Raw genomic sequence first — 13,444 nt, 5'->3', positions numbered from 1 at the left:
CACAACATAGATTGATCATTATTGCTCAGGCTCCCCCTCTGATACATGTATATGAATAATATTTTTAATATTGGTTTTTTAACCTTGGTATTGGCTGGGTTGCTCTCGAACCCTGTTGAGGCCGGCGCTAATGGCGCAGAATAAACAGAACAAACAGAACAAACAGAACACGTCGAGCCGTCATCAGAGTACAAGGCCCTTAAGTATTATCAAACCGATCCACGTTTTGATTATCGCATTGCGTTATTGAAGCTAGTATTGCAGAAAACGGCAAGTCAGTATGGCGAGGCTAAGCTTGAGGGCTTAAAGGAGTCCGTTACCCAACGCCGCGGTTTACTGATGTTGGCGGATAATAAAATTGATGTGGTATTTCTAGCAACGACCGTGGCAAGAGAGCAAGATTTTTTACCCGTAAAAGTGCCTATCATGCGCGGAATACTGGGGCATCGTTTACTGTTAATTCATAAAGATAACCAGAAGAAGTTTGGCAAGATTGTAGACTTAGCACAACTCAAACGGCAAACAGAGGCTGGATTTGTTGTTCACTGGGCGGATATGAAGATCCTTGAGCACAATAATATCCGGGTACAAAAGCAGCCGATATACGAGAATTTGTTTGTGATGTTAAGTGCTAAGCGGTTTGACTACTTTCCTCGCGGCATAAATGAAATATGGGATGAGGTTATAACTTATCGCGATAGTGCCCCTAATTTAGTGGTCGACAAACATATTGTACTGCACTACGAATACCCTGTTTATTTCTTTGTAAATAAGCATAATAAAAAGTTAGCAGAGCGCATAGAATTGGGCCTAGAGCGTGCTTTAAAAGATGGTTCATTTAAGCGTCTATTCTTAGCGCATCACAAAACGATATTGTCGCAGGCGCAATTAGCGGAGCGGATCCAATTTAACCTGGATAATCCGACACTGCCGCCGAACACGCCAAAGATAGATAAAAGTTGGTGGCTAAATTAATGTTATTTTTAGTCCTGTAGTAAGAAGAGTAAGGTTTAATCGTCTATTAAACTGCACTGTCATTTTTTATGTTTAAATCAAGGAATACCGACGTGTCATTTTCATCTCTGCCTTTAAGTGAAAAACTGCTTAGTGTGATAGCACAAAAAGGTTACCTGCAGCCAACAGCCATCCAAGCTGAGGCTATTCCAGCTATTTTGGCTGGCCACGACATAATGGCAAGTGCCCAGACGGGGACGGGAAAAACTGCGGCATTTACCTTGCCTTTACTGCAGCGTTTAATTGATAAAACGACTATTGATGAACAGGCCAAGCAAGCTTCGGTATTGGTATTAACGCCAACTCGTGAGCTTGCAGTGCAGGTTAATACCAATGTTAGTCAATATGCGGTGAATACCGATATTAGCAGCATGGTGATTTATGGTGGTGTGAGTATTGATGCACAGGCGTCAAAATTAGCGGCAGGTGTTGATGTTATTGTCGCGACTCCTGGGCGTTTACTGGATCATGTGCGCCGTGGGACACTCAATTTATCCGATATCGAATACTTGGTGTTTGATGAAGCCGATCGCATGTTAGACATGGGATTTATGGATGAAATTAATGCGATTTTAAAGCAACTGCCAGCCAAGCGTCAGACTCTATTATTTTCAGCCACTTTTAGCTCGGCCATTTTTGACTTGAGTAAAAAGTTACTGCAAAAGCCGATTCGAATAGAGGTCGATAAAGCCAACAGTGCCGCAAGCAGTATCGAGCAAGTGGTTTATGCTGTTGATAGCGAGCGTAAAACAGAGCTTCTGTGCCATCTGATTAATAAGAACGCGTGGCAACAGGTGCTGATCTTTAGCCGTAAAAAGCAAACGGCTGATCTTATCGCGCTAAAAATGTTGGCCGCAGGGATCGAGGCTAAGGCGTTTCATGGTGACTTAGGCCAGGGCGCACGCGAGCAAGTACTTAATGACTTTAAGCAAGGTAAGATTAAAGCGCTGGTGGCAACCGATGTGGCTGCGCGTGGCTTGGATATTGTTGAGTTAAAGGTCGTTGTTAACTATGAAATTCCATTTGTGGCAGAAGACTATGTCCACCGTATTGGCCGTACTGGCCGTGCGGGGAACACAGGTAAAGCGATAACGCTCTACAGTGAAGATGATGCCTTACTGCTTGAAGAGGTGGAGTCTGTATTAGATAAACGCTTGCCTCAGCAATGGTTAGATGGGTTTGAGCCCGATTTAACTAAGGTGGAGCCCACGACTCGTAAAAACAGTAAAGCGGCGCAGCGCCAAAGAGCCAAGAAGCGTGCTTTAGGTGGGAATAATCGCCGCCGATAAGTTGCCGTCGATTCTAAAAGCCGTGCTAGGAGGTAAAGCTTAGAGCCTAACTTAAGAGTTAGGCTTAAGGCGGAGACCTAAGTACTAATTGTTAAGTACTAATGTTAAGTGCTCAGTTGTAAATCTTGAGTGCTACTTTTTACAGCGTAAGCGCACTCGACCTGCAAAAACTTCACGTTAAACGCTTTTGGCCTGTTTTTTGTTGATACTAATCAAAAAATTTCTTAGTGAGCTATTTCCCCCTTGTTGATTGCTGTAAACTCCGCGCCAACAACGGCTGTGTTGGTAAGAGTAAATTTTACCAGGCATATTGCTCGCAGGTCACTTTGTCCAAATATTCGTTTAGCTATTCGTTTAGCTATTCGTTGCAGTAGATATAAGTGGATCTCTCACCCGACATTTGTCGTCGGGGCTCTACCTGCCATAGCCAAGTGGCCAATTGAACTCAATTGGTTAACCCTATTTAAGAGATCAAAAGGTATCACTACTATGAAGTCTGAACAGACTCTTGCAAGCCCTGCTACTCCAGCCGATTCAATTTTGGATCGCTATTTCAAAATATCAGCCCGTGGAAGCACATTAAGACGCGAAGTGATCGCGGGCTTAACGACGTTTCTTGCCATGGTGTATTCGGTGATTGTGGTACCTAATATGTTAGGTGCGGCGGGATTCGATACTGGTGCAGTATTTATCGCCACCTGTTTAATTGCTGCGTTTGGCTCACTGCTAATGGGCTTATGGGCAAATCTTCCGATGGCTATTGGCTGCGCCATTTCACTTACTGCTTTTACCGCATTTAGCATGGTACTCGGTCAAGGGATCTCTATTCCTGTGACCCTAGGCGCCATTTTCTTGATGGGTATTGTGTTCACTCTTGTGAGTGTTACAGGCGTACGTCAGTGGGTACTGACTAATCTACCTAAGGGCATTGCCCACGGTACAGGCATAGGTATCGGCTTATTCTTATTGCTGATTGCCACCAACAGCGTGCAATTGATTGTTGCCAACGACACAGGTCTACCTGTCGCGCTAGGTGATATCCATAGTCTACCTGTTATCGCGACCATTATCGGTCTGGCAGCAACCATAGGCCTTGAGCGCCGCGGCATGCCGGGCGGTATTTTGTTGGTGATTATTGCACTGTCGGTATTTGGTTTAGTGTTCGACCCAAGTGTTAAGTATCAGGGGCTTTTTGCTTTTCCTGATCTGATGTCTGATGAGTCGCTTATCGGCCAGCTTGATATCATGGGCGCGTTAAACCCAGTCGTGTTACCGATTGTTCTGGCATTGGTGATGACGGCAATTTTTGATGCAACAGGTACAATTCGCGCTGTGGCGGGTCAAGCTGAGCTGCTGGATGACAAAGATAATATTATCGGTGGTGGCAAAGCGTTAACCTCTGATTCTGTAAGCAGTATATTTGCGGGGGCTGTAGGCGGCGCGCCAGCTGCGGTATATATCGAATCAGCAGCAGGTACCGCAGCAGGTGGTAAGACGGGGCTAACCGCAACCATCGTTGGCGCACTGTTCTTGATCATGATGTTCCTCGCGCCATTAAGCTACTTGGTGCCAGCATACGCAACAGCACCGGCCTTGATGTATGTGGGTCTATTAATGCTAAGTAACGTAACTAAGCTAGATTTCAACGACAAAGTCGATGCGATGGCAGGCCTAACCTGCGCCGTGTTTATTATTCTTAGTTGTAATATCGTCACCGGTATTATGCTTGGTTTTGTGACACTGGTTATTGGCCGACTATGCAGCGGTGAATGGCGTCAAATAAAGCCTGGTGTACTGGCTATTACTATTGGTTTAGTGGCATTTTATATGGGCGGCTGGGCTATCTAGCTTAAACGAAATAGAGTTAGCCTCCATATTAACAGGCGTAAAAAAGCCAGTCCTTGTTGACTGGCTTTTTTGTCTCTTGTTAGCCCCACAGAGCTAAATTAGTGGGTTAAGTTCACAGGTTAAATTGGCTGCTAAGTTAATGGCTAAGTTAAGACTCATTTTATCTCATCGCCAAGTTGTAACTCTGGTCGGTGGCAATCCAAGTAGCGACTACGTTTCTTCGGCTTTAATTTGTGAGTGTCTACTAACACCAAACCATCGATACAGTCTCCAAATTCGACATCAATGCCAAAATCGAGAAACGTTACCCCACCTTGAGTGCACAGCTCACCATATTGTTTAAAAAGTGTTGGAATGGCGCTGTCCATGCTTGCCATTGTTAGCTTCAGTTGCTTAAAGCCCTCTGTGTAATCTAAATGAGAGTTGCCTTGTTCAAGTTCTATTTCGCGGTTTACACCAAAAGTAAATGGGCTGTAGGAGTGAGCGAGTACTTGCTTGCTGGCAAACTGGGTTTGGTAAAAATGGATTAAGCGTTCTTTGGCGCGAACGGGAATTTGATCGCTCAAGGATACAGGCCCAAATAAGTAACGGTATTGCGGATTACGTACCAAAAATGCACCAATGCCAAACCAAAGGTAATCTAAGCTGCGCTTCCCCCAATATTTAGGCTGCACAAAACTGCGTCCTAGTTCTAACCCTTGCTCAAAGTACGGAGCAAAATCATCATGATAGTGAAATAGAGACTGGCTATATAGCGCATCTTCCCCCTGTATTTTATGCACCTCTTTAGCGCCTGCAAAACGGTAGGAGCCTACGATTTCGAGTACACTCGGATCCCACAAGACTAAGTGCTGATAATAGGCATCGTATTTGTCGGTATCACGGCGTTTACCACTGCCTTCGCCGACGGCCCGAAAGGCGATTTCTCTAAGGCGGCCAATTTCACGCATAATTGGACTGCTTTGTTTATGTTGATATAGATAGATTTTTTTATTGTCTTGAGTTTCACCAAGTAATTCACATTGATGTAATGCTGCTTGTAGTTCTTTACGAGGCTCAGGATGAGCGATGGCGCTTTGAGTGCTAAATAAAGGGCTGCGGTTTTTGCCTATGCGATAGAGGTGGTTTTTCAGCAGTTTCACTTTGGTTTTTAACGGAAAGTCGGTACTGTTTACGACTTCTTTTGGGATCAGTTCGCCGATACGAATGGGCATGGTTTTCTTCGCTTGCTTAAACATCTCTTTGATCAAGAGCAAGCTCGCTAGCGGTTTGTAGATCATTGATGCGCCGTAAAAAACAGCCGAATTTTTAGCGTCAGCATACATGGGTAATAGCGGCGCCTGGCAAGCTTTGGCAATTTTAACAAAGCCAGCATGCCAATGTAGATCGACAACGCCTTGGGGGCGTAGTCGTGAAACTTCCCCTGAGGGGAATATTAATACCGCCCCCTCATTTTTAAGGTGTTGATGGATATTATCTAGGTGCTGCTTTGGGGTGCCGCCCGTCATATTGCGTACTGGAAGTAGTATCGAATGCATGGGCTCGAGTGCCATTAATAACTCGTTGGCGACCACTTTAATATCGGATCTGACTTTACTAATGAGCTTTATCATGGCGAGTGCATCGAGGGAGCCAATCGGGTGGTTGGCGTAGATTACTACGCGGCCTTCAATGGGGATATTTTCTATTTCGCTGTTTGGTACAGAGTAATTAAAGTTAAAGCTGGCAAGTACCTGCTCAACAAAGTCCACCCCTTTTAAATAGGCAAACTGCGTAGCGATAGCGTTACACTCTTTTTCGTTTAATAGGTAGCGCAACATGGCTTTTGTCGGTGTTGATAACCAGGGGTTTTTATTCATTTTTGGCAGCTTTTGTTCTACTACATTGTCGACGGTAAATATCATGAGTTCACCTAAATTGAGTTCACTTGATTAACTACGCTTAACTGGCTTAAGCAACACGCTGCTGAGTAGTGGTTGTCTGGTTATCATCAAAACAGTGGGACTTAATAAGCTCGGCCTCTGCGGTGGTTTCATTCCACTTCAGCAGTTGAATGTCGCCTTGCAGGGATTCGGCGATTAAGGTGCAGTTCTCCACCCAATCACCATCGTTGGCATAAAGCGTATGCTGGCTGATATTTAGTGCTGGCTGGTGGATATGGCCACAAATCACGCCATCGACAGCTTTACGTTTAGCGTATCGCACAACTGCAGCCTGATAGTCGTTAATGGCTTGCTGGGCTTTATTGATACGTAGCTTGACGTAACTGGCTAAGGACCAGTATGGGTAGCCAAACCACGTGCGGAGCTTGTGTAGTCCACGGTTTAGAAGCAGTAAGAGGTCATATAGGTGATCGCCCAGCTTTGCGTAAGCGCGGCCTATGCAAACTTGTGAATCAAACTGATCGCCGTGCAGCATAAGCAACTTTCGGCCAGTCACTCCGGTGTGGATATATTCGGTCGCAATGGATAAATCCCAAAGGTGAAAACCGTTATATGGCTTTAATGCTTCATCGTGGTTACCTGGAATATAAACAATGTTGACCCCATCTCTAGCCATTTTTAGCAGTTGTTGCAGCACGAGATTATGGGATTCAGGCCAATAAACCCGCCGCTTCAAAGCCCAAATATCAAAGATATCGCCTACAAGATATAGAGACTCTGTCTGCATGTGTTTAAGTAGCTGTAATAGGTACTCAGCTTTACAGTCTTTGCTGCCTAAGTGCACATCGGATAACCATACTGCATTGAAACTGGGCTGAGCAGTGGCAGGGAGAATAGGGCTGATTGCTGATGTGGTGGTTAAACGTGCTTTTCTTCTCGGCTTATTGCTCATCGGCTTGCCATTTAAACGATTATTTGCAGTTAGACTAGAACGGCTTATTGACTGCTTGATGAACTATTTATGGCGGCTTTATGACAAGAGAGAGCGGTTTGTATACAGGCATAAAAAAGGAGCGATAAATCGCTCCTTTTACTTAGACTTGATGTTGTCGAATTAGAAAATGAGGTGAGCCACGCCAGCAATAACAGGCAAAGTCACTAGCGTTCTAAGAATGAACACCACAAACAACTCTAAGAAGTTGACCGGAATTTTGCTACCAATCAATAATGCGCCCACTTCACTCATGTAGATAAGCTGAGTCACAGACAAGGTTGCGATAATAAAGCGGGTCATGTCTGATTCAATAGAGCTGGCTAAAATTGCAGGGATAAACATGTCTGCAAAGCCAACCATAATCGTCTTTGACGCGGCAGTCGCTTCAGGAACTTGTAATAGCTCAAGCAGTGGAATGAAAGGCATTCCTAAGTATTCAAAAATTGGGGTGAATTCGGCAATCATTAAGGCAATAGTACCAATACCCATTACCACAGGGATCACGCCAAAAATCATATCGACGACGTTCTTCACACCATCAATCAAAGTGTGCTTAACTCCGCCAGCTTGAGACGCTTTATTAAGTGCCTGATGCAAACCCCAAGTAAATACGTTATAGCCTTCAGGGATCATTTCATCATCAGAGTGACGAGGCGTCTCATCAATATAGATGTCTTTCTTCCAAGAAAGTGGTGGCAGTTTAGGTACCACTATCGCGGCAACAAAACCAGCAAGACACACTGTGAGGTAGAAAGGGACGAACAAATGCTCCAATTGAACCTGAGAGATCACAACGAGAGAGAAGGTGATTGAAACCGCTGAGAAAGTGGTACCAATCACAGCCGCTTCTCTTTGGGTATAGAAGCGGGCTTCATATTGCTTGGTGGTCATCAAGATCCCGACGCTACCGTCGCCTAACCATGACGCCAGACAGTCGATAGCACTACGACCTGGTAGGTTAAAGATAGGGCGCATAACCTTGGTTAACATGGTGCCTAGTAACTCAAGAAGGCCAAAGTTCAGAAGTAGTGGTAGCAACATACCTGCAAATAAGAATACTGAAAACAGCACAGGTAACAGGTCATTTAGAACCAGCGCCCCGGTTCCGCCTGAGCGTATGGCCTCAGGGCCAACACCAAAGAAGGTTAGCGTGATAAAGATTGCGCCAAGTAAACGCACCACTAACCAGATAGGGCTGACGTTAAATAACGAGTTAAGAAAACGATGTTTAACAATAAATTGTGGCTGAAACACTTTGGTCAGAAGCGAAGCAATCGCTGTGAAGATAACAACAAATGTCACCATTGCGACGATTACACCGCTCAATAGATTCTGTAATCCTTTCGAGATGATCGCGATAGGGATCGTGAGGGCATCTTGATAACTGATTGGCATCATAAACAGCAGTAGACCAATCAAAGACGGCACGATGAAGGTGATTACTGTTTTAATATTGTGGGTTTGTTTTTCTGACACTTTAATTAACACCCTAAATAACGAGTTTTTGCTTAATGACAATAAACAGACGTCTATGCATAAACAGATAAGTTATTGAATATCCATTCAACTGTTAGTTGGCGAGCGAACCGCCATAAAATATCTTAATAACACCATTCTATTATTATGTAGTGTAATTCACTACTGGCGAATAGTTATTAGCTCAATATGATTATTTATATTGTATCGGAAGTTTGCAGAAAAGCACAAAACTTTTTTGCGGTTAAATCTTTTTAAAACAGATGTTTGCAATTGATGCTCAGATGTTAATTTCTTGTATGTCGTTTTCGCCGTCACGTTTATGTTGTGACGGCGAAATGACTTTTTACAGAAGGTTTAACTAAATGTTTTTCTCAAAGATTTTGCTTTTTCCGCATTGAATTTTAACTCTTTAACAGAGGCCTCAACTAGATTAACCGCGCATAGGTTTTCACTCGATGCCTGGCTAATTTGAGTGATATTTTGGTTAATCTCACCGACAACTAAGGTTTGTTGCTCGGCTGCAACCGCATTTTGTACCGCTAAAGCTTGAATTTCTTTCATTGATTGATAGATGGTATCGATTTTATTAGCGGATTTTTCGGCATCTTGGCTGCATAATAATGCTTTAGATTTACTGTTATCCATCTGCTTTGACCATTCGGTTAGCATGGAAAACATTTTATCGACGCTTTTCGATATGCTGGTCGTTGATTGCTGAGTGCGACTCGATAGCGCTCTGACTTCATCGGCAACCACTGCAAACCCTCGACCTTGATCTCCGGCGCGCGCAGCTTCAATCGCCGCGTTTAGCGCGAGCAAGTTGGTTTGCTCGGCAATCGAGTCAATTTCTGACATCGCACTTGCGACTAGCTCTGCTTCTTTATTGAGCAAGTTAGCATTGGCGGCAGCCTCTGCTACAGAATCCGATAGTTGATTAATGCTGATAGCATTTTGCTGCATTTTCTCACGGCTTTCGTGACAAACTTGATAGGTTTGCTGAATACTTTCAGAAGTTGATTGGGTATTTTTAGCGACTTCACTAATCGTCGATCCCATCTCTTCGGTGGCACTGGCAATAAGTTCTATCTGCTGGTTCTCAAGATTGAGACCAACATGGGTTTGTTGTGCCGCTGCGATTAACTGGCTCGCAATATCTTCAATATGCTCGGCATTGTCTTGTGAGCGACCAAGCACGCCTTGTAGCTTGGCATCTTTCATCATAAGTTGAAAATCGAGTAAAGATGAAGTGTCACGACCACAATAGATAAAGCGGCTGATAGAGTCGTACTCTTGTTTCATCTTCATTAATCTTGCAGGTACTTTAAACGCCTCGTCATAAAAAATGGCCAGGTTGACGGCCATTAAGATGATGCCTGCAATGATGACCGCCCAGCCCCATATTGCACCGGCAATCAATAGCCCAGTACTTGCACAGATTGCTGAGAGCAATCTCTTATTGGCTAAGCTGATGGGATCATCGACACGTTTACCTTGATTGAGGCGCTGGTAGATTTCTGTGGCTTTATTGGTGAGTTGGGGGCTTGCCGCCATGCGAACTGATTGATAGCCGATGAGCTGACCTTTTTCAAATAAGGGCGAAACAAATGCATCGACCCAATAGTATCGGCCATCTTTACAGCGGTTTTTAACCACGCCGCGCCAAGATATGCCCGCTTCTAATTTACTCCACATCTCTTTGAATGCCGCCTTGGGCATGTCTGGATGACGAACCATATTATGATTGTTGCCGATAAGCTCTGTTTCACTAAAGCCTGACACTTCAATAAACCTTTGGTTTACGTAGGTGATAACACCGCGTCTATCAGTGGTCGATATGAGTTGATCTGTCGGGGTTAACTTAACTTCCTGATTGATAAGGCTTACCTGTTTTCTTGTCATTATTATTCCGTGTGACAGCAAAAAGCATCGCAATTCCACAGCAATGCATTAACACAATGTTGTAGGGTATCTCATTAATACACTTGTTTAAATTGTCGGATGTGATTTTTTGTATATCTTTTTGAATAACACGTTTGTTGACTGATTTAAGCTAACTTTTTGGGTTTAAAATCTTTTTATCCTATGATTTTTAGATTGTTTTTAGTAAAAGGCTTGATATTCTGTTTCGTAGGCTATAGAAATAACAAATGCGTTACATTTCCGTGTCATAAATGTTTATTAAAACTCTGAGCTAGACCTCGTTACAGTAAGCCAATTCGATATACATTAATAAACGTTAATAAAGAGGTTAATTAGGTAACTATGCTCGTTAAAAAATACAATAAAGTGTCAAGGTTAGCGTTTAGGTTTGGCATGCTGGGTATTTTTGGCCAAGTACTAGGCCTAGTGCTATCTATTGTGATGTTCGAGCACTTTGACGGTCAGGGATATAGCTTTTTAAACCATACATTGAGTGAGCTAGGCAGTTATGGACACTCTCGTTATGCCGTTATCGTCAATGGTGGGCTGTTTTTTGGCGGCCTGTGTGTAGTGCTATTTTGCTTACTGAGCCTTCAACTTGGCGACTCAGTTTGGCGTTACCCTTTTTTCATCAGTCTTGGACTGACCTATTTAGCCTTTGCTGCGACGGGTCTTTTTCCGATTAATGTCTACCACTTACATACCATCGCTATCAAATACTTCTTTATTTTTGGCTGTTGTAGCTTGATGTTTTATGCGACTTTTCAGTTTATGTCTGCAGAGCCAACGTTTTCAGTTTTGAGTCATATTTGTGGGGCGTTTGCATTTTTGTCTATGGCTGCTTTTTTGTTGCTCCCGCTACTCGCGCTAAATTTAACGGAAGGCAATGGGGAATTTTTTAACGAAATGCTAGTGGACCCATCTCGTCCCGAAATGTGGTGGCCAGCCATAGTGCAATGGATTGGCGTAGCCACCTTTTTATTATGGAGTGCTTTGGTGGTTAAGGATCTAAATACAAGATACCGTTAGCACGACTCACTTAGCTTAATGTCCCAACGCGTTATTTACACTGTGTTGAAATCTGGCTAAATCCGGCTGATTGGTGCCAATAGCCGTTACAAGATAAGTCTTTATCGGTTGTTGGTTGAAGCAGGACGTTTTCTGCAATTGCTATACTGCCTAGGCTATTTGGTGACACTCTAAAGTAATCGACTCCCATCAGTTTCATCTGCTCAACCTCATTTGAGAGATCAATCAAACTTGCCGATTGGGTTTGAATACCGTTTAGCCTAAGTAGAGGTTGATCATCCATAGTTTGGGCGAGCAACCCTTTAGAGTGAGACAAGCACACGATTTGGCAATTATCTTTTTGCAGTCCCTGCTGGCGAGCGGTAAAGCATCGAGCAGAGTGAGCCAGTGGCAAATAGCCATGACCAAAGACTTCCACTTCAAAAGGGAGTGGTTTTTCTGACTCAATAACATGAGTTAACCACTCTTTCGACAGTTCAATCGGCATTACAAAACGTTGCATACCCCACTGGTGCAGTTTCTTTAGGGTTGCAAAGTTATAGTTGTTGACGGTTGGGCCGCAGACAAAGGGTAAGTTACGCTCTTTGGCTGCTTGCACCGCACCCATGTCATTGGCTTCGATAATAAATTCGCCGTTATCAACATGTTTTTGCAGCTCGGTATATTCAGACGGCGCTTCTAGCAGGGCAAGAGTCGATAACACCACTTGTTTACCTGACTCCTTTAGCATCTGTGCTATTACAAAGTAGTCTGAAAACTTAAGCTGGCGACGACGGCTACAGACCGTTTCGCCCAAATAAACCAGTGGGATATTGCTTTGTGCAACCTGCTGATAAAACTCGTTAACTTTTTCTTTTTCCCAGCAATATTGCAATGGTCCGAGTGACGTTTTCATTATTAATCCTTATTGCCAGTTACGCTCATAAGCGCCAAGAGTGGTCGTTTGTCCCTCAGAGACTTTTGCTAACGCCTGCTCCCAAGACTGCTGTGTTTGGTACTTTTCTGGCGCTGACATATAGCTGTCGATAGCAGCGCGCCACACCTTAGTAACCTGTTCAACATAAGCTGGGCTGCGTTGACGACCTTCTATTTTTAGCGATACCACGTTAGCTTTGGCAAGCTCTGGTAGCAGGCTTAAGGTATTGAGGCTGGTTGGTGACTCAAGGATATGGCTAGGTTTGCTATTTTCAGTTGTGGTGTAACGGCCCTTACAAACAACCGGATAACCCATCTGCTCATCTAGTCCTGATTTATCGATAAGTACATCGTTTAGTAATGTTAAGCGGTTACTACCATCTTCTTGCCAGCGTACGTGCTTAGCGGGTGAGCAAGAGCCGCCGGTGTTCGGTGATTGACCCGTCACATAAGAAGAGAGGTGGCAGCGACCTTCGGCCATAATACACAGGCTACCAAAGGCGAAAACCTCTAGGTCAACCGGTGTGACCTTAGCCAAATCGCGTACCTGCTTCATCGACAGAACACGAGGCAGTACCGCGCGCTCAATATTAAATTCTTCTTTATACAGCTTAAGTGCCCCTAAGTTGGTGGCGCTCGCTTGTACTGACAGATGCAGTGGTAGATGAGGGTATTTGCTATGGGCGTAATCGAGTAACGATAAGTCAGCCATGATTAATGCGTCGACACCGGTATCTGCGGCAAGGTCGATAGCCTGATACCAACGGCTTTCTTCACCAGGCTTTGGAAAGGTATTAATGGTTAAAAATATTTTTTTGCCACATTTTTTTGTGTATTCAGCTGCTTGCTGAAGTTTTTTTGGCGTGAAATTTAACCCTGCAAACGACCGTGCATTGGTATCGTCCTTTAGACCCAGATAGACCGCGTCAGCTCCAGCGTTGAGGGCGGTTTTGAGAGAGGCGAGATTTCCCGCGGGGCACAGCAATTCCATGTGGTAGCTCCAAAAATAATGAAACAGGAGTTTAAAAGGGAATGAAGATCATATTTTTGATGTAAAACAGGTTTGTGATCAT

Annotated in this window: 10 protein-coding genes; 4 read left to right on the top strand and 6 right to left on the bottom strand. The window is 44.0% G+C overall.

Annotated features, from left to right (window positions below):
• The first annotated feature begins 258 nt into the window (after positions 1-258).
• From ACVBIL_RS05155 to ACVBIL_RS05145, 3 genes are all read left to right on the top strand, one after another.
• The gene (locus ACVBIL_RS05155) at positions 259-975 is read left to right on the top strand and encodes a hypothetical protein (protein WP_447165921.1); all 717 of its coding nucleotides are present in this window, start codon (positions 259-261) and stop codon (positions 973-975) included.
• 92 nt (positions 976-1,067) lie between these two features.
• Positions 1,068-2,303, top strand: coding sequence for a DEAD/DEAH box helicase (locus tag ACVBIL_RS05150; RefSeq protein WP_447165920.1), 1,236 nt, complete (start codon positions 1,068-1,070; stop codon positions 2,301-2,303).
• 489 nt (positions 2,304-2,792) lie between these two features.
• On the top strand, positions 2,793-4,151 hold the full coding sequence (locus tag ACVBIL_RS05145) for an NCS2 family permease (RefSeq protein ID WP_447165919.1): 1,359 nt from the start codon (positions 2,793-2,795) through the stop codon (positions 4,149-4,151).
• Between the two features lie 155 nt (positions 4,152-4,306).
• Here the strand turns inward: ACVBIL_RS05145 and ACVBIL_RS05140 are convergent, their stop codons facing one another.
• The 4 genes from ACVBIL_RS05140 to ACVBIL_RS05125 all read right to left on the bottom strand — a co-directional run bounded on the left by ACVBIL_RS05140 (position 4,307) and on the right by ACVBIL_RS05125 (position 10,406).
• Positions 4,307-6,055: a GNAT family N-acyltransferase gene (locus ACVBIL_RS05140; RefSeq protein ID WP_447165918.1), complete on the bottom strand. Its 1,749-nt coding sequence runs from the start codon at positions 6,053-6,055 to the stop codon at positions 4,307-4,309.
• Positions 6,056-6,101: 46 nt separating this feature from the next.
• Positions 6,102-6,986, bottom strand: coding sequence for a UDP-2,3-diacylglucosamine diphosphatase (locus ACVBIL_RS05135; protein ID WP_447165917.1), 885 nt, complete (start codon positions 6,984-6,986; stop codon positions 6,102-6,104).
• Between the two features lie 162 nt (positions 6,987-7,148).
• Positions 7,149-8,504: a YjiH family protein gene (locus tag ACVBIL_RS05130; RefSeq protein ID WP_447165916.1), complete on the bottom strand. Its 1,356-nt coding sequence runs from the start codon at positions 8,502-8,504 to the stop codon at positions 7,149-7,151.
• Between the two features lie 357 nt (positions 8,505-8,861).
• On the bottom strand, positions 8,862-10,406 hold the full coding sequence (locus tag ACVBIL_RS05125) for a methyl-accepting chemotaxis protein (protein ID WP_447165915.1): 1,545 nt from the start codon (positions 10,404-10,406) through the stop codon (positions 8,862-8,864).
• A gap of 414 nt (positions 10,407-10,820) precedes the next feature.
• Here ACVBIL_RS05125 and ACVBIL_RS05120 point away from each other — a divergent pair, with 414 nt between their 5' ends.
• Positions 10,821-11,456: a DUF998 domain-containing protein gene (locus ACVBIL_RS05120; protein WP_447165914.1), complete on the top strand. Its 636-nt coding sequence runs from the start codon at positions 10,821-10,823 to the stop codon at positions 11,454-11,456.
• A 31-nt stretch (positions 11,457-11,487) separates the two neighbouring features.
• On the opposite strand, the gene ACVBIL_RS05115 is transcribed toward ACVBIL_RS05120, so the two are convergent.
• Both ACVBIL_RS05115 and ubiU read right to left on the bottom strand, forming a co-directional pair.
• Positions 11,488-12,351 (bottom strand): U32 family peptidase, encoded by an 864-nt coding sequence (locus tag ACVBIL_RS05115; protein WP_447165913.1) that lies wholly within the window; start codon positions 12,349-12,351, stop codon positions 11,488-11,490.
• A 9-nt stretch (positions 12,352-12,360) separates the two neighbouring features.
• Positions 12,361-13,362, bottom strand: a complete 1,002-nt coding sequence (gene ubiU, locus ACVBIL_RS05110; protein WP_447165912.1) for a ubiquinone anaerobic biosynthesis protein UbiU — start codon at positions 13,360-13,362, stop codon at positions 12,361-12,363.
• Between the last annotated feature and the right edge of the window lie 82 nt (positions 13,363-13,444).

Source organism: Shewanella sp. 125m-7, from assembly GCF_052977045.1.
Note: the sequence above shows the minus strand (reverse complement) of the source record. Positions and strands in the feature narration are given on the sequence as shown.